General features: G+C 62.1%; 15 protein-coding genes. 9 read left to right on the forward strand and 6 right to left on the reverse strand.

From position 1 onward, the window contains the following. Window positions 1–111 precede the first annotated feature (111 nt). The 7 genes from H3028_RS09615 (at window position 112) to H3028_RS09645 (ending at window position 8,189) form a co-directional block, all read left to right on the forward strand. Window positions 112–2,160: a TonB-dependent receptor domain-containing protein gene (locus tag H3028_RS09615; RefSeq protein ID WP_181296794.1), complete on the forward strand. Its 2,049-nt coding sequence runs from the start codon at window positions 112–114 to the stop codon at window positions 2,158–2,160. A gap of 132 nt (window positions 2,161–2,292) precedes the next feature. Beyond that, window positions 2,293–2,595, forward strand: a complete 303-nt coding sequence (locus H3028_RS09620) for an iron transporter (protein ID WP_181296795.1) — start codon at window positions 2,293–2,295, stop codon at window positions 2,593–2,595. Further along, window positions 2,592–4,154 (forward strand): PepSY domain-containing protein, encoded by a 1,563-nt coding sequence (locus tag H3028_RS09625; RefSeq protein WP_181296796.1) that lies wholly within the window; start codon window positions 2,592–2,594, stop codon window positions 4,152–4,154. Before H3028_RS09620 ends, H3028_RS09625 begins: the two co-directional genes overlap by 4 nt. Next, on the forward strand, window positions 4,151–4,486 hold the full coding sequence (locus H3028_RS09630) for a DUF3325 domain-containing protein (RefSeq protein WP_181296797.1): 336 nt from the start codon (window positions 4,151–4,153) through the stop codon (window positions 4,484–4,486). Before H3028_RS09625 ends, H3028_RS09630 begins: the two co-directional genes overlap by 4 nt. 164 nt (window positions 4,487–4,650) lie before the next feature. Continuing rightward, window positions 4,651–6,651 (forward strand): U32 family peptidase, encoded by a 2,001-nt coding sequence (locus tag H3028_RS09635; protein ID WP_181296798.1) that lies wholly within the window; start codon window positions 4,651–4,653, stop codon window positions 6,649–6,651. 183 nt (window positions 6,652–6,834) lie between these two features. Continuing rightward, window positions 6,835–7,614, forward strand: a complete 780-nt coding sequence (locus H3028_RS09640; protein WP_181296799.1) for a transporter substrate-binding domain-containing protein — start codon at window positions 6,835–6,837, stop codon at window positions 7,612–7,614. A 158-nt stretch (window positions 7,615–7,772) separates the two neighbouring features. Then, a complete protein-coding gene (locus H3028_RS09645) occupies window positions 7,773–8,189 on the forward strand; it encodes a septal ring lytic transglycosylase RlpA family protein (RefSeq protein ID WP_181296800.1) in 417 nt (138 codons plus the stop codon). 122 nt (window positions 8,190–8,311) lie between these two features. Here the strand turns inward: H3028_RS09645 and H3028_RS09650 are convergent, their stop codons facing one another. From H3028_RS09650 to H3028_RS09660, 3 genes are all read right to left on the reverse strand, one after another. Beyond that, window positions 8,312–9,499 carry a sugar transporter gene (locus tag H3028_RS09650; RefSeq protein ID WP_181296801.1) on the reverse strand — a complete coding sequence of 396 codons (1,188 nt, stop codon included), beginning with the start codon at window positions 9,497–9,499 and terminating at the stop codon, window positions 8,312–8,314. A 321-nt stretch (window positions 9,500–9,820) separates the two neighbouring features. Then, the gene (locus tag H3028_RS09655) at window positions 9,821–10,258 is read right to left on the reverse strand and encodes a hypothetical protein (RefSeq protein WP_181296802.1); all 438 of its coding nucleotides are present in this window, start codon (window positions 10,256–10,258) and stop codon (window positions 9,821–9,823) included. A gap of 186 nt (window positions 10,259–10,444) precedes the next feature. Then, on the reverse strand, window positions 10,445–11,044 hold the full coding sequence (locus H3028_RS09660; protein WP_181296803.1) for a DsbA family protein: 600 nt from the start codon (window positions 11,042–11,044) through the stop codon (window positions 10,445–10,447). A 427-nt stretch (window positions 11,045–11,471) separates the two neighbouring features. On the opposite strand from H3028_RS09660, the gene H3028_RS09665 reads away from it, so the two are divergent. Next, window positions 11,472–12,068, forward strand: coding sequence for a hypothetical protein (locus H3028_RS09665; protein ID WP_181296804.1), 597 nt, complete (start codon window positions 11,472–11,474; stop codon window positions 12,066–12,068). Window positions 12,069–12,133: 65 nt separating this feature from the next. Here H3028_RS09665 and H3028_RS09670 read toward each other — a convergent pair whose 3' ends face one another. Further along, window positions 12,134–12,916 carry a dienelactone hydrolase family protein gene (locus tag H3028_RS09670; protein WP_181296805.1) on the reverse strand — a complete coding sequence of 261 codons (783 nt, stop codon included), beginning with the start codon at window positions 12,914–12,916 and terminating at the stop codon, window positions 12,134–12,136. A 382-nt stretch (window positions 12,917–13,298) separates the two neighbouring features. On the opposite strand from H3028_RS09670, the gene H3028_RS09675 reads away from it, so the two are divergent. Beyond that, the gene (locus H3028_RS09675) at window positions 13,299–14,546 is read left to right on the forward strand and encodes a serine hydrolase (RefSeq protein WP_181296806.1); all 1,248 of its coding nucleotides are present in this window, start codon (window positions 13,299–13,301) and stop codon (window positions 14,544–14,546) included. A gap of 20 nt (window positions 14,547–14,566) precedes the next feature. Here the strand turns inward: H3028_RS09675 and mepA are convergent, their stop codons facing one another. Continuing rightward, on the reverse strand, window positions 14,567–15,286 hold the full coding sequence (gene mepA, locus H3028_RS09680) for a penicillin-insensitive murein endopeptidase (protein ID WP_219920047.1): 720 nt from the start codon (window positions 15,284–15,286) through the stop codon (window positions 14,567–14,569). Between the two features lie 151 nt (window positions 15,287–15,437). Next, complete coding sequence (locus tag H3028_RS09685; protein WP_219920048.1) at window positions 15,438–16,667, reverse strand: S9 family peptidase; 1,230 nt, start codon at window positions 16,665–16,667, stop codon at window positions 15,438–15,440. Between the last annotated feature and the right edge of the window lie 41 nt (window positions 16,668–16,708).

Raw genomic sequence — 16,708 nt, forward strand, 5'->3', positions numbered from 1 at the left:
GAGAATACTTAGCATTGCGAACGGCGCGACCGCCGACACGGGCGACGCGTCCGATTCGCAGCCTCTGTCGGCCGCGGACGATGAATGCTAAGGCTCAGGGAGAACGCGGGAATGGTCATTTTCAATCGACATCGGCTGGCTGGCGCCATCGCCATGGCAACCTGGATCAGCGCACCGGCCCATGCCGAAGAACCGCTCGAGCTCCAGCCGACCACAGTGGTGACCGCCGCCGGTTATGAGCAGAACATTGCCAAGGCCCCGGCCAGTATTTCCGTGATTACCCGGGAGCAGCTGGAAAAGCAGTCCTACACCAACATCGTCGATGCGATGAAGAACGTTCCCGGCGTCTACGTCACCGGTGGCGGCAACATGCAGGACATCAGTGTCCGCGGCATGACCTCGGCCTACACGCTCTATCTGGTCGACGGGCGCCCCGTCTCCGCTGGCCGCTCGGTCAATACCAACGGCAGCGACGGAGGCAAACAGATCGGCCTGCCACCGCTGGCAATGATCGAACGCATCGAAGTGATCCGCGGCCCGATGTCATCGCTGTACGGCTCCGAAGCCATGGGCGGCGTGATCAACATCATCACCCGCAAGGGCGGCGACGCCTGGGCTGGCACCATTTCCACCGATTACAGCCATTCGCTGAACGACATCAACGAAGAGGAAGCGACGACCAACTTCTATCTCGGGGGCGCGCTGATTCCGGGCCTGCTCGGCGCCAAACTGAACGGCAGCTATACCCGTGCCGACGAAAGCGACCACATTGGCGCAGACGACGGCGCGGCCAGCACACCGGACAGCCAGCGCAGGCAGGGCGGCATCGAACTCTATCTGACACCCGACGAGCGCAATCGCTTCTCCGTCAGCTACCAGGCCGCACGCCTAAACGAAACCCATCATCCGGGCCAGAGCGTCGACATCACCGCGACGAAGAACACCACCGATTACGAAAAGGACATTTACGTACTGGCCCATGACGGCCAGTACGCCGACTGGCAAATCAGTAGTTACTTGCAGCATGACGAATCGGAGCGTGTTCAAGACCTCACCAAGCGCGAAGAGATCACCACGCTCAACACCCAGGCCAGCTACTTCTGGGGCTCGCATGTGTTCACATTCGGCGGTCAGTACAAATACGAAGATTTCGTCGACGAATCCAATGGGTTGCTGGCGTCGAACGTGCCGGGTGCCGTAGCGAGCGTCGATCGCTGGCTGGCGGCGATCTTCGCCGAGGCCGAGTGGGGCGTAACCGAGGACCTGGCGATCACCACCGGTCTGCGCTACAACGACGACGAGCTGTTCGGCGGCTACCTGTCTCCGCGCCTGTATGGCGTCTACCAATCCACGCCGAACCTGACCCTCAAAGGCGGCGTCTCCACCGGCTACAAGCAGCCCGGCCTCGCCGACGCCACCGAAGGCTTCGGCCGTGGTACGGGCGGCGGCGGATCACCAGCGCCACATCCGCGCGCGCTGATCATCGGCAATCCGGAACTCGACCCCGAAACCAGCACCAACTTCGAGCTGGGCTTCAATTACGACAATCCCGAACTGGGCTTTGCCACCAGCCTCATGGCCTTCCACACCCAGTACAAGGACAAGATCACCGAGGACCGTCTCTGCGAAACCGACACCGACGGCTCCAATGCAAACCGCAACAACGTGGCCGCCTGGTCCTGCGACTTCGGCGGCACCGACTACTACTTCCTCAGCACGCGGATGAACGTCGATGAAGCCATCATGCAGGGCATCGAGTGGACCCTGGATTACAGCTTCAGGCCCAATCTGCGCCTGAGCACCAGCTACACCTTCACCGACTCCGAGCAGAAGACTGGCGAGTTCAAAGGCGACCCGCTGAACAAGCAGCCCAAGCACATGGCCAACGCGCTGCTCGACTGGCAGGCAACGTCCCGCCTCAATGCCTGGTTGCAGGGTAACTACCGCAGCGAAACCAGCGATTACATCAGCCGCACCAGCATGTCCGACGGTACACCGGGCTACGGCTTCTTCGATGCCGGCGTCGTCTACCAGCTGACGAACAAGGTCGATGTGAAAGCCGGCCTGTACAACATCGCCAACAAGGAAGTCACCAACGATGACTACGAAGTGGTGCTGGACGGCCGCCGGCTGGTCGTCGGCATGACGGTCGACTTCTAAGCGATCGCGACGCGGCGTGCTGCTTGCTTTCAAGACACGGCACACCGCCTCAAACCGACCGCCCGATAGGCTTGCGCCGCAGCTGTCGGGCTTTTTCGTATGACTTCAGCCGTTTCCCACCGGGAGCCTGTCGTGACTCGTTCCGTATCGCAATCGCGTAATGCCTGGCCTGACATCGCCGCGCGCGCCGCCCTCGCCGTGCTTGGCGGCTACGCCTTCACCTACGCATTCACCGCCGCACTGGCGCGCCTGCTGCCGGTGGATCGCGTAGATGCGCTGACCACCGCCTCGCTGCTGTCGTTCGCGATCTATCTGGTATTCATTCTCTGGGCTTTCGCCGCAGCCTCGCTACGCCGGGTGCTGGTCGGTCTGAGTGCCGCGGTGCCGCTGGCGGCCATCGGCTTCTGGCCACAGTTGCTGGAGGCCGTGCGATGAAAGGCAGCCTGACGCAATCGATGTCCTGGCTGCATACCTGGTGCGGGCTCTTGCTCGGCTGGATGTTATTCGCCATCTTCCTCACCGGCACGCTCGCGGTGTTCGACAAAGAAATCAGCTGGTGGATGCAGCCGGAGCTGACCGATCGGACGCAGTCACCGGCAGCCGCCGCCGATGTAGCGCAGCGCTGGTTGATGAAGAATCACCCGGACGAATCGAACTGGAACATCAGCCTGCCCAGTGAACGATCTCCGGACCTCAGCGTCAGCGTAGGCGAGCGACGCCGCGGTGCCGAACGCATGCAGCTGGACCCGCAGACAGGCGAAACCGTCGAGGCACGCGAAACCATCGGCGGCAATTTCTTCTTCCATTTTCACTACACCCTGCACCTGCCCCGAACGCTAGGGGTTTGGGTCGTCGGGTTCGCGGCGATGGCCATGCTGGTGGCGCTGATCAGCGGGATCATCATTCACAAAAAGATCTTCAAGGAATTCTTTACCTTCCGTCCGGCCAAGGGGCAGCGTTCCTGGCTCGACGGCCATAACGCCAGCGCCGTCCTGCTCCTGCCGTTCCACCTGATGATCACCTACACAGGGCTCGCGATCTTCTTTCTGCTCTATATGCCAGCAGCAGTCGACGCACTGTACGACGGTGATCGGCAGGCCTATTTCAAGGAGGCGCAATCGAGCCGCGCCGCCGAGCAAGCGCCGCGCGGCGAAGGTCGTGGCGACAAGCCCGTCCAAGCGCCGGTCGCGCCGCTGCTGTCGCTGAGTGAAATCGTTTCCCGTGCCGAGGCGCACTATGGCGCCGGCATGATCGGTGGCCTGGCCGTGAGTAACCCAGGCCGAGCCAATGCCCAGGTCACGGCGCGCCCCGTACTGGGTAATCGCATCGAACTGACCAAAGGCGAAGGTATGCTCTTCAATGGCGTGACCGGCGAGTTGATCCGGGCACCGGAGCCGTCACGTACCAGTCAACTGACCCAACGGGTGATGGCTGGCCTACATTTCGCGCAGTTTGGCGGTTACCCGATGCGTTGGCTGTACTTCATCTGTGGTTTGGTCAGCTGCGCCATGATCGCAACCGGGCTGGTGCTCTATACCGTCAAGCAACGCAAGCAGGCCAAGGCCAACCAGCCCTTCCTTCGGTTCGTGGAAAGCACCAACGTGGCGATAGTGGCCGGGCTTTCTCTGGCCTGCATTTCGCTGCTTTGGGGCAATCGGCTGCTGCCGGCAGCGTTGGCCGGCCGGCAGGATTGGGAGCTGCGGCTGTTCTTCGGTATCTGGGCCTTGAGCTGGTTGCACGGCTGGGCGCGCAAGCCCATGCACGCTTGGCGCGAGCAGCTATTCGCCGCCTCGGTACTGGCGCTCGGCCTGCCATTGCTGGACCTGATGACCGACAATCTGACACTGGACAACATGCGCTTGCCCCTCGTTGCAAGCGTATCGGTGATGGGCCTGTCGCTCGCGTGGACAGCCTGGAAAATACCCCAAGCCGCCGCCAGAAAGGCACGCTCCGCTCAACCGCTCAACCGCCCAGCCCCCGGAGCCTCGTCATGAGCGGTTCAGCTCTGTTTGCCAGCCTCCTGCTGGCCTACGCCGGCATGCTGTGTCTCTGTCTCGGCAAGGAACGCCACTGGAAACAGCTGGTCAGCCCGCGCGTGCCCGCTCGACTGCGCCGCCTCGGCGCCCCGCTCGGCAGTCTGCTGCTCGGCCTGGCGGCGTACGCGGCTGGCTATGTCTGGCCCGGCGGAATGGCGCTGGTTGGCTGGTTTGGCCTGATCTCGCTTGCCGGCTTCGCCCTGCTGCTGCTGATCCCCCACGCGCCGCGCCTGGCTGCAGGATTGCCAATGGCCGGAGGACTGCTGTGGATGGTCGCGGCTTTGGTATGAGCGGCCATCAGGTCGCTCCATCACGCTCGGGCATGGGCGCCGAGAAAAAGGCCGGCCGCTCTCCTCCGGCCGGATTGTCGTGGCCCACACGCCCAGCGGCCAATCCCAAACCGGCCGTAAGCCATTACAATGCGCGACTTTCGAATAACACCCGGTCCGCGCCCATGTCCCTACCTCAGCATCACCTCGAACTGCTCAGCCCCGCGCGGGATGTGTCCATCGCCAAGGAGGCGATCCTGCATGGCGCCGATGCGGTGTACATCGGCGGGCCGAGTTTCGGTGCGCGGCACAACGCTGAAAACAGCGTGGCGGACATTGCCGAACTGGTGACCTTCGCTCATCTGTTCCATGCGCGGGTGTTCGTCACCATCAACACCATCCTGCATGACGATGAGCTGGAAGCGGCGCGGATGCTGATCTGGCAGCTCTACGAAATTGGCGTCGATGCGTTGATCGTGCAGGACATGGGGGTGATGGAGATGGACATCCCGCCGATCGAACTGCACGCCAGCACCCAGACCGACATTCGTACCCTGGAGCGGGCGAAATTCCTGTCCAAGGCCGGCTTCTCGCAGCTGGTCCTGGCCCGCGAGCTGAACCTGCAAGAGATCCACGCGATTGCCGATGAGGTGGATTCGGCCATCGAGTTCTTCATTCACGGCGCGCTGTGCGTGGCCTTTTCCGGCCAGTGCAATATTTCCCATGCGCAGACCGGGCGCAGCGCCAACCGCGGTGACTGCTCCCAGGCCTGCCGCCTGCCCTACACGCTGAAAGACGACCAGGGTCGGGTGGTCGCCTTCGACAAGCATCTGCTGTCGATGAAGGACAACAACCAGAGCGCCAACCTGCGTGCGCTGGTCGATGCTGGGGTGCGCTCGTTCAAGATCGAGGGGCGTTATAAGGATGTGAGCTACGTGAAGAACATCACCGCTTACTACCGCCAGCGCCTCGACGAAATCCTAGAAGACCGCACCGACCTGCAGCGCGCCTCCAGCGGCCGCACCGAGCATTTTTTCGTCCCGGATCCGGACAAGACCTTCCACCGTGGCAGCACCGATTACTTCGTCACTGACCGCAAGATCGACATTGGCGCGTTCGACTCGCCGACCTTCACCGGCCTCGCGGTGGGCGAAGTGCTCAAGGTCGGCAAGCATGACCTGACCGTCCAGACCCGCGAGCCGCTGTCCAACGGTGACGGCCTCAATGTGCTGGTCAAGCGTGAGGTGGTGGGCTTCCGCGCCAGCGTGGTCGAGCCGCTGGGGCAATCAGAAGAGGAAGGCCAGGCGCTCTGGCAGTACCGCGTCGAACCCAACGAGATGCCCGCCGCGATCCGCCAGCTGCGCCCGAACCATCCGCTCAATCGCAACCTGGACCACAACTGGCAGCAGGCCTTACTGAAGACCTCTGCCGAGCGCCGCATTGGCGTGCGCTGGCTGGCCAGGCTGCGTGCGGATGAGCTTGACCTCCACGTGACCAGCGAGGAAGGCGCCTATGCCACCGTCTCGCTGACCGGCCCCTTCGGCGAAGCCAAGAAGCCCGAGCAAGTGCCCGGTCAGATCGCCGACCTGCTGAGCCAGTTGGGCACCACGATCTACCACGCCGAAGAAGTGGATGTTGACGCACCACAGGCCTTTTTCATCCCCAATTCGCAACTCAAGGCCCTGCGCCGCGAGGCCATCGAGGCACTGACCGCCGCGCGCGAAGTCATCCGCCCGCTGGGCAGCCGCAAGGCAGTCAGCGTGCCGCCGCCGGTCTATCCCGAATCGCACCTCTCCTTCCTCGCCAACGTCTACAACGAGAAGGCGCGCGCGTTCTACCAGCGCTACGGCGTTCAGTTGATCGACGCGGCCTACGAGGCCCACGAGGAAACCGGCGAGGTGCCGGTTATGATCACCAAGCACTGCCTGCGCTTCTCCTTCAACCTCTGTCCGAAACAGGCCAAGGGCGTGACGGGCGTACGCACCAAGGTCGCGCCGATGCAGCTGGTGCATGGCGATGAAGTGCTGACCCTGAAATTCGACTGCAAACCCTGCGAGATGCACGTGATCGGCAAGATCAAGGGCAACATCCTAAATCTGCCGCAGCCGGGCAGCGCCGACAGCGTGGTCGGGCACATCACGCCGGCCGATCTGATGAAGACCATTCGCCACAAGCCGCACGCCTGAGTAACACGCTTGCCCGAGATCCGGACGTCACCAGCGCGTCCGCGCCTCAACCAACTGCTGTTCCGCTCCGTAAAAACCTTGTGAGTCGAGGCCGCCGTCCGGTAGGTTCGATAGTGCCCGCGCAACTGGCGGGCCAGAACAATAACCGCGGCCTTCCCAGGCATGCCCTTGCAAGGAAACCCCATGAGATCTCTGATTGCGGCCGGCGTCTTGCTAGCCAGCGGCGCGAGTTTCGCCGCACCCTCGAATTCGCTGCTCGATGACGTCCAACAGCGCGGAACCCTTAAGGTCTGCACCACCGGCGATTACAAGCCCTACACCTTCCTGCGCGACGACAAGCAGTACGAAGGCATCGATATTGCACTGGCCGAGTCGCTGGCCAAAACCCTTAACGTCAAGATCGAGTGGGTGCCGACCACCTGGAAAACGCTAATGCCGGACTTCCTTGCAGGCAACTGCGACATGGGCGTGGGCGGCATCTCGATTTCCCTTGAGCGACAGAAGAAAGCTTTCTTCAGCAACCCGATCACGGTGGACGGCAAGATTCCCTTCGTCCGTTGCGATGAGGTCGACAAGTACCAGACCATCGAACAGCTCAACCAACCGTCAGTGCGCCTGATCGAGCCACCGGGCGGCACCAACGAGGCCTTCGTTCATCGCGAGTTGCCCAAGGCACAGCTGGAGCTGTTCCACGACAACACGGTGATCTTCAAATCCGTCGCCGAGAACAAGGCCGACGTGATGATCACCGACGCCTCCGAAGCCCTGTACCAGCAACGTAACTACCCGACCCTGTGCGCGGTGAATGCCGATAAGCCGCTGCAATACAGCGAAAAGGCCTTCCTGTTGCCGCGCGACGATAGCGCCTTCAAGGCTTACGTCGATCAGTGGCTGCACCTGACCAAGGCGACCGGCGAGTATCAACGCATCGCCGACAAGTGGCTGGCCAAGCCGGGCGAGTGACGAAACAGCGAGCCGCTCGGGACACAAACCATGTCCCGAGCGCTTGCGAAAGCACAGCCAGAACCAGGCATAGAGAATGACGACGGCAAAACTTTGCTCGCGCCGGGGCGTCAGGTTGGAAATAATCGCAACCCGTCCCCGACACAAGAAGGATCGATATGCATAGCTGGCCGACCCGCTGGATAACCGCCGTGCTCTTCGCCCTGGCTGTGGCCGGCTGTACCACGCCCCTACCGATCCAGGAACCGCCGCCGCCCGCGGAACCTCCCACAGCCCCTGCCGAACACATCGGATCCGGCGAGGCGTCCTATTACGGCAGCTTTCATCAGGGCAAGCTGACCGCCAATGGCGAACGATTCGATCAGGCGTCACTCACGGCGGCTCACCGCACGTTGCCCTTCGGCACCCGTGTGAAAGTCACCAATACCCGCAACGGCAAAAGCGTGGTGGTGCGCATCAACGATCGCGGCCCCTACGCGCGCGGACGGATTATCGACCTATCGAAGTCGGCCTTTCAGCGCATCGGCGACGCCAAACGCGGCGTGATCCCGGTGCGCCTCGAGAAGGTTGATTAACGGATCTCTCTAAATCAGCAAGTCGTGGCCGCGGTCGGGCGCTTTGTCGAGCCAGTAATCCCGACGACGAGCAACCGAGATGGAAAGCGATTTACGATTCCACCTCGGACTCTCGCATCTCCCTATAACGCAGCCGTCTCCACTGGCCTGGCGAATCGATAGGTCGCGAAGCAGCACAACATCAGCCCGCTAACGGCAAGCAGCCCGCCGACGATACCGATATGGGCCAGCCCCAGGTGACTGGTCACCAGACTGCCGAGCAGAGCGCCACCACCGATGCCGACGTTGTAGATACCAGAGAACATGGCCATAGCGACGTCGGTCGCATCGGAGCCCAGGTTCAACACCTTTGTCTGCAGCGCCAGACCGAAGCACATCCCGGCGATTCCCCAGACCATCACCAGCACGCCTAGCAACGAGCTGTCGCGTGCGGCGGGGAGCAACAGCAGCAGACAGGCCGCCATGACCGAAATCGCCGCAATCAGAAAGCCCTTCGGGTAGCGGCCGCTGTAGCGACTGAAGAGCACCGAGCCAAGGATGCCCGCGCCGCCGAAGAGCAACAGCAGCCCTGTCGTCATCTCGCCGCTGAGGTGCGCGATGGTCTGGGCGAAGGGTTCGATATAGGTGTAAGCGGTGAACTGCGCTGTGATCACCAACGCGGTCAGCACGTAAGCGGCCACCAGCGGCGGACGCTTGAACAGCACCGGCAGGCTGCGCAGCGATCCGGAATTCTGGCTCGGCAGCAACGGCAAGGTACGCGCCAGAACCACAATCACCAACGCTGCGATCCCAGCGATGGACAGGAACGTCGTCCGCCAGCCGAGTGCTTCACCCACTACGCGACCCAGCGGAATGCCCAACACCATCGCCAGTGCGCTGCCAGTCGCCAACAGACCCAGCGCCTGAGCCTGCTTGCCTTCAGGGGCGACACGGACGGCCAACGATGCGGTTATCGACCAGAACACCGCGTGCGCCAGCGCGATGCCGATCCGGCTGAGCATCAGCATGCCGAAGCTCGAGGCCATGCTCGACACCAGATGACTACAAATAAACACCACGAAGACGAACATCAGCAGCGTGCGACGCTCGACATTGCGCGTCAACAGCATCATCGGCAACGACATCAGCGCGACCACCCAGGCGTAGATGGTAAGCATCAGGCCGACCTGGGATGGCCGCATATCGAACGAGCGTCCGATATCACTGAGCAAGGCGACCGGGACGAACTCGGTCGTGTTGAAAATGAAAGCAGCAAGGGCCAGTGCAACAACACTGAGCCAACTCCCAGGGTGGGCGTTCGATTCGTTCATGTAGACAGGTCTGATTGCGGTGCACTCGTGAATGAGAGGCCGCATGGCACCCCGGCAACGAATGGCGATTGGAAGATGGCAAGCCGCCTGAAAAACCACAACGCAGTCGCACCGCCACTTCGAAAGCGCGGGGGATCGTTCAAAAAACAGAGGATGTGTTTCAGGCGGAAGGTCTGAGCGGCGCGGATTCTACGCCTGCGGCAGGACCCTGTCAGGTGCCGGAGATGGCTGGCGACCAATGGCAGCTGCGCCCCGCAACAGCGCCCCGGAACGAGGCTTTTCGAGGCGCTGTGGTGTAGCAGTCAGTTTGTGGGGCCGTAATTACTGGTTGAAGTAGGCTCGCGCGCGCGCCACTTCAGCAGCGGTTGGTATGTAGCTGATCCACTGGTCCTGCTCGTTCTTCTTGTAGCGCACCACGCCCTCGGCCACATCGAACTCGTAGAACGGATAGACCTCACGCAGGTTGTAGAAGGCGGCGGGCGCGAAAAACAGGATGTCCGCGACCAGGTAGCCGCTGTTGAACTTGAGCGGGATCAGCCCGTACATGGGCTCCATGCCTTCCTGCGTGGCGCGGAAGCGGTACTGGCCGAAGCTGGTGGTTTTGTAGGTTTTGCTGACCGGGCTTTTCAACATCAGCGGCGCGTCATCGTTGATCTTTACCGCCAGTGTGGGATCGCTGGAGCGCAGCGAGGTTGTGGCGGTGCAGGCAGAGAGCAGTGCGGCGAACAGCGGCAGCGCCAGGAGTTGCTTGGCTTTCATTTTCATTCCCTTGCAGAGTCAAAGACAGACGGCCTCGTTCACGAGGCAGAGCTGATCTGATGGCCGTCCATTGCGGGCGGCACTATAGGGCAAGACCCTTTGATAGCCAAGCGCCAGCTACTAGCAACGAAATGCACGCTGAGCCGGGGCAGCGCGTGTGAGCGGTGCTGCCAGCGGGGCGCGATCTCAGCCTTCCGCTTCCTGTCGCAGCGCCTCGAGCAGCGTCTGCTCCGACTGCACGCCGGAAAACAGCCGCTCGCCAATCAGGATGGTCGGCACCGCCTGGACGCCCATGCGCTCTGCAAGCAAGAGCGCCTGCTGGTGTTGAGTCCGGTAGCGTCGTTGCTCCAATGCCGACCTGAACGATGCCTGATCCAGCCCCACCTCGGTCGCCAGCTGCGTCAGAACCTCAACGTCGCCAATGTCGCGGTCTTCCTGAAAGAAGGCCTTGAGTACCCGATCGTTGTAGGCGTTGCCCCTGCCCTGTTCCTGCGCGAATTGATAGCCCTCCCACGCGAGCCCGGTATGCGGCTGTGGTGAGATGGAGGGCAACTTGAGCGTGACACCGTGCCTCTCGGCTACCGGATACACCGATTGCGGCCAAATCGATTGCAAATAAGCGTCTTCGGGTCGCAAGGTCTCGGCGGGATAAGGACGCAGCTCGAACGGCATCCATTGCAGCTCCACCTCCGCGCCCGACGCTGTGATCGCATCCAGCAGGGGTTTCTCCGCGATCATGCAGAAAGGGCAGACGAAGTCCGACCAGACCTTCACTTCAATCGCCATCGCTTCACTCCTCGTTATCTATGATCTGGTTCGCTCCAGGCGACAAGGCCGTGTCCAGTGAGAGCTTGTCACAGTTGGCCAGCCAGCCGACCTGTCGTATCTGACGCGCCTGTTGATGCGACCACGGCTAGCCGGTGTTGACTCCGTGAAACGTGATCGGAGCACTACGTCGCTGTATCGGCTGGAGTGGAATGGCTGACGTGACGAGCGCACTGCCCCATCGAAATCGCGGTTGTTGGCATCTCGGACGGCTCTGAATCATCAGGTCACCACACCTTACGGAACCATTGAGCCCGGCCTCCGACCCAACAATCAGGACGCTCATATTCGCCCCCAAGCGATACGCACCCCCCGAGCTCGCGGCAGACAGCCGCACTGCCACGTTCCTGTACCGCAGCCAGACCTGCACGAAAACCAAGGTGAAGTCATGACGCAGATTCTCATAGCAGCCTTTGATCGCTACGCCGAAGCCGAGCAGGTCAAGGCCGAACTCCTGACCAAGGGTGTGGCCAGCGATGCCATCCAGCTATCCGCATCCTTCAACCCCGCCACCGTCGACAGCAGCCGGGTGGAAGTGATCGGGGAGGAGCCTGATGACGACGCTACCGTCGCCGAAAAACTCGGCAGCTTCTTTCACAAGGTCTTCGGCGACGATGCGAGCAAACACGCCGGTCGCTATCCAGAGGCGGCCCGACGCGGCTCGACAGTGGTCACCGTCACGGTGAGTGACGAGGGGTTGGTGTCGATGGTCGAGCAAGTGATGGAGCGAAACGGTGCCATCGACGTCGACGAGCGCAGCACCAGCTGGGGCGATACAGATGCAACGCCAGTAACGGCCAGCACCGAGACCCTGACCACCGGCTATCCCGATGCCACTTCCATCAGCGTCGACCAACGCCAGCTGGACGGCACCGCCACACCGGAGCGCGGCGCGGACGAGGGGTCAATTCCGGGCCGGACCGAAAACGACAGGGCTTCGCGACGCGACAACACGGCCGGTCGAGTCCGCATCATTCCGCGATGACACATCGTGCAGCCGCTCGGCAGCACCGACCCGTAACACGCCGAGCTGCTTCACTGTTTGGCGGCTCACTGTGATGCGAACACCTCATCGAGCAGGTTGTTCATGGATTGGAATGCGCGCTTCGCCACCAACGGGTTGTACTCGTTGCGCCCCGGCACGTTCGCGTACGGGTCGGTAAACGAATGCACGGCGTTGCCATAGATGTTCATTTGCCAATCGACATCGGTCGCTTGCATCTCGGCAATGAAGCCATCGACCTGCTCCTTCGGCACCGCCGGGTCATCGGCACCGTGCAGCACCAGCACCGGTGCCTTGATTTGGCTGGCATCGTCCGGGTTGGGCGTGTCGAGGTTGCCATGAAACGAGACGAATGCATCCAGGTCGGCGCCCGAGCGGGCCAGTTCCAGCACGGCGCCGCCGCCGAAGCAGAAGCCGATCGCTGCCATCTTGCCGGTGTCCAGTGCCACCTCATTCTGTGCCCTGAATGCATCGACCGCCGCCTGCCCGCGCGCGCGCATCAGGCCTCGATCACTGCGCAAGGTCGTGGCTGCGGCTTTGGCTTCGTCCGGATTGGATGGCCGTACGGCCTTGCCGTAAAGGTCCGCCATGAACACGACATACTCTTTCCCCGCCGCGCGGGCGGCTTTCTCGGCAGAACGTTCGGTCACGCCGAGCCAGTTGGGCATCATCACCAGACCCGGTCGCGGCGTGCTGATCGCATCGTCATAAACCAGTAGACCTTCAAAGGCTTCGCCGTCGATCTCGTAGGCCAACGGCTTGACCACGATGGCGGCCTCGGCAAAGCCGACCATTCCGGCCAGCGCCAAAGGAATGCACAGCTTCTTCATCGCCCCGCTCCAATCAAGTAGTGAACCTAAGCAACAGTAGAGGAAAAACCCAACTGCGCAGATTTTTCGCGCTGGCGTCGCCGGTGAAATTGCCCCCCTGGCGGCTTCGTGTGGATGCGGTGTGCTGCTGCGCGGCGCGGCGGACAAGCCACCGGCTCGGTGCTGGCTCGTCGATTTCCATGCACCCTGCATCATCAGAATCCGTCCACATGTCTGCCAGGCGGCACTTGTCGCATCAGCGATTCCAGCAGACCCAATGCCAGCAAAGCCATGCACGCTGCCCCGCTGTTACTACACTCGACAGGCGTGCAAGCGCTACGACGGGCCGCTTCAATAATGCTGATGCAGGCTTGCGCTCCCTTATTCACAAGAGAACCGCCCTATGAGAATCGCCCAAAGGGTCTTCGCCCTGGCATCGCTCTCCGTACTGATCTCCGCATGCGGCACCCAGCAAACCACGCCGACGAAGCCGGAACTGGTGGGTCGCGCACAGGATCTTTACGAGCTGCCTCCCGCCTACCAGGCCGGCACCTACCGCAACATGGATGAGCTGTTTTTTACCCGAGAAGTCGCACGCGGCCCGCACGTTTATCCGTTGCCAAAGGGTGTATCGCTGAATGTCGAGTACACCGTCGAAGGCAAGCAGCTAAGCACTGATGACTTCATGCAGCGCAATCAGGTTGCCGGGATTCTAATCATCAAGGACGGCCAGGTAGTCCTGGAACGCTATGGTCAAGGCAACGATGAAACCACTCGTTGGACGTCGTTCAGCGTGGTGAAGTCGATCTCCTCCAGCCTGATCGGTGCCGCCTTGCAGCAAGGCAAGATCGGCAGCCTGCAGGATCCGGTCGTCCGCTACCTGCCCGAACTGAAAGGCAGCGCCTACGACGGCGTCACCATCGAACAACTGCTGAAGATGAGCTCAGGCGCAGGCTGGAACGAGACCTACCGAGACCCTGAATCAGACCGGCGCCAGCTGTTCGACCTGCAATTGGCGAACAACCCCGGCGGGTTGCTCCGGCTGATGGCTGGTCTGGAGCGTGAACAGGCCCCGGGCATGGCATTTAACTACAGCACCGGAGAATCTCACCTGCAGAGCGAGATCGTGCGCGCCGCAACGAACATGACCACGAGCGACTACCTTTCCGAGCGAGTCTGGGCGCGGATGGGCATGGAGCGTGACGCCTATTGGCAGCTCGATGCCAAGGCTGGTCAGGAAATCGGTAGCAGCGGTTTTTCCGCCACGCTGCGCGATTACGGCCGTTTCGGTCAGTTCATCCTCAACGACGGAGTGATCGACGGCGAGCGCATCCTGCCGCGTGGTTGGGTCGAGCGGGCCAGTCGCGTCGACCCCGACTCGCACCTTGCCCCAGGCAAACTCTACGACGGTGAATACGCGCTGGGTTACGGCTATCAGTGGTGGACCTTTCCCGTGGGCGCGCAGGCATTGCCGAACCATGACGGGGCCTTCGAAGCCCAGGGCATCTTTGGACAATTTCTCTACGTCAACCGCAAGGAAAACGTAACGGCCGTGGTCTGGAGCACCTGGCCTGAGCCCGAGATGGACAGCCACGAGCAGGAAACCTATGCCTTTCTAGGGGCAGCGGTCCAGGCGCTTCGCCGTAAGTGAAAACCGGTGTGCCGGCCGCCTTACTGAGCAAACACGGCGGCACAAGCGGCAGGAAGTCGACGTTGTGGGCTAGCCATAGCCTCAGGGCGCGGCGTGGGGAGAATCGCCTTGCAACCCTCGCCTGGCGGCGGTGCCGGCTGATCAACGCATTCGGTGGAACCCACTGGGCAGCGCAAGCGCACGTGCAAATGCTCGTCATGGAAAGGCCAGGGGCGAATGCGTTGCAGCCAGGAGCGGTCGTCCCATTCACGCTCGCAAAGATCGCGTTTGACCGCGCCATCAACGAATATCCGCGCCACGCGCGGATCCTGCGCGGCCATACGGATCAGCTCAGCCTGCTGGCTGGTCCATCTCGTGCTGTCGAGCTCGCCGGTCGCTTCGTCGACCAGAATCGGCTGTTCGATGCCTTCGCGCTCGCTGCGCTCAAGCGTCGGCAGATCCAGACGGAACCAGATGTCCACGTCCAGCCCGCTCTGATGACTCACGTGCCCATAGGACATCGGCCCTCCGCGCGGCTGCGCCATATCGCCGACCAGCATAGGACCGATGCTGGCTTCCTCAAGCCGACGTCCCAGCCCCTCGATGTAGTCGACGAGATCCGGGTGGCCGTAATGGCGATTGCGCTGCAGGTCCACGGCCTGATAGCCCACCCCCTCGGGCGGCAGCTGCACCGCGCCGACGAGACACGCCGCGCCATGCTCGCCGATGATTCGTGGCTCGCCGGGTAGCGGCCCGGTCACGCTGGACCAGTCTCTGCCTGCCGCGTCCGTTGTGGCGGGAAAGGTTGCGAGAATCCCGCAGGCGGCCCACGCCTGCAAGACGAGCCGATTCACGTTTCGATGGCAACAACGCATAGCTAGCAAAAACCCTCGTTCCGATTCGAATACCGCATCAGCGACGCTGCCGCGCCAGCCATTCCAGCCCCGGTCGGTAGAGCATGTCGTGCTCGCCTTCGAACAGCACCAGCTCGGCAGGACCGGACTTCAAATGCAGCAGCACATCGGCGTCTGCCTCGGCGAAATGTGGAAATTCATCGTTATTCTGAGCCGAGCGCTCACGCAAGGCATCGGGGACCTGGCGGGTCTCCATGAGCTGGTCGATCTGCTCCTGCGGGATGCGATCCTTTTCGTCTGCCAGATCGTTGAAGGCTCGCAGCGCCTGCTCCGGCGGGACCGTGGTGTCGCCGATGCCATGAGCAATCAACACCCGGATTTCGCCCGCTACATCCGGCACGTGGGTGCTGGGACTACGCTTGCGGCATTCATCAAACGCACTGGAGCCTTCGCTCGGCTCGCCGCCGCAGGCCTGTGCGATCTCGCCAGCGTATTTCTCGCCGCGCGCCTCGTTCCATTGATGCCAGGTAACCAGGTCATAGACCGGCACCCAGGCCGAAACGCCAGCAAATACATCCGGATGACGGCTCGCCAGATGCAAAGCGTTCATTGCCCCGCCCGAATACCCGAGCAGGTAGATCCGCGACTCGTCGATCTCGGCGTTCTCGCGCGCGTAGCGGAGGGCGTCCTCCATGTCGGAGATCGCCAGGTCCGAGGCGGTCGAATCAGGACGACCATCGTTCTGGCCACGGAAATTCGGATGCATGAACACCCAGTCGTTAGCGATGGCGAACTGACCAAGCGGGATATCGATGTTTTGCAGGTAGTCGGTGCTCCAGCTGTGCAGAACCAGCAGCAGCGGCTTTTTCTCGTCCGACTCCGAGTCGTAGAACAGCGCGGCCTGCTCGCTGTCGTCGGCGCTGGATGGGATTTGGATGTCTTCTATATCGGGCGTCTCGTCACGCCAGCGGGAAAGCTCGGCATCGGCCAGGGTGCCAGGATACTGGGTGACTCGCAGGTGCTCACTGGGATGCTCCAGTTCGGGTTTTACCCGCCGCTCGCTGCCACTCGACCCAGCGCTATCCGCCGCCGCAGTGCTCTGGTCACCGGCAGCGGACTTCGCCTCGCTCGTCGAAACGGTATCGTCACCGCAGCCGCCGGCCAGCACCATCGCCCCGAGCAATGCGGCGATCCCGAACCGTCTGAATCGGCCCGCAGGGTGTCCTGACTGTTCAATAGCTGGAGAGACAGTGCGAAGGCGTTGAGCGGCGTTACTGGATCGCTTCATTGGCGTTTCTCCGCAGGCGAGTTCCAGGGGACGTATCTTTT

This window comes from Pseudomonas sp. Q2-TVG4-2 (genome assembly GCF_013620795.1).
Classification (GTDB): Bacteria; Pseudomonadota; Gammaproteobacteria; order Pseudomonadales; family Pseudomonadaceae; genus Stutzerimonas.

Bases quoted from the DNA above. Each gene is read 5' to 3' on its own strand.
- H3028_RS09615 (WP_181296794.1), top strand. From the start codon at position 112: ATGGTCATTTTCAATCGACATCGGCTGGCTGGCGCCATCGCCATGGCA.
- H3028_RS09625 (WP_181296796.1), top strand. From the start codon at position 2,592: ATGAAAGGCAGCCTGACGCAATCGATGTCCTGGCTGCATACCTGGTGC.
- H3028_RS09630 (WP_181296797.1), top strand. From the start codon at position 4,151: ATGAGCGGTTCAGCTCTGTTTGCCAGCCTCCTGCTGGCCTACGCCGGC.
- H3028_RS09635 (WP_181296798.1), top strand. From the start codon at position 4,651: ATGTCCCTACCTCAGCATCACCTCGAACTGCTCAGCCCCGCGCGGGAT.
- H3028_RS09640 (WP_181296799.1), top strand. From the start codon at position 6,835: ATGAGATCTCTGATTGCGGCCGGCGTCTTGCTAGCCAGCGGCGCGAGT.
- H3028_RS09645 (WP_181296800.1), top strand. From the start codon at position 7,773: ATGCATAGCTGGCCGACCCGCTGGATAACCGCCGTGCTCTTCGCCCTG.
- H3028_RS09650 (WP_181296801.1), bottom strand. From the start codon at position 9,499: ATGAACGAATCGAACGCCCACCCTGGGAGTTGGCTCAGTGTTGTTGCA.
- H3028_RS09655 (WP_181296802.1), bottom strand. From the start codon at position 10,258: ATGAAAGCCAAGCAACTCCTGGCGCTGCCGCTGTTCGCCGCACTGCTC.
- H3028_RS09660 (WP_181296803.1), bottom strand. From the start codon at position 11,044: ATGGCGATTGAAGTGAAGGTCTGGTCGGACTTCGTCTGCCCTTTCTGC.
- H3028_RS09665 (WP_181296804.1), top strand. From the start codon at position 11,472: ATGACGCAGATTCTCATAGCAGCCTTTGATCGCTACGCCGAAGCCGAG.
- H3028_RS09670 (WP_181296805.1), bottom strand. From the start codon at position 12,916: ATGAAGAAGCTGTGCATTCCTTTGGCGCTGGCCGGAATGGTCGGCTTT.
- H3028_RS09675 (WP_181296806.1), top strand. From the start codon at position 13,299: ATGAGAATCGCCCAAAGGGTCTTCGCCCTGGCATCGCTCTCCGTACTG.
- H3028_RS09685 (WP_219920048.1), bottom strand. From the start codon at position 16,667: ATGAAGCGATCCAGTAACGCCGCTCAACGCCTTCGCACTGTCTCTCCA.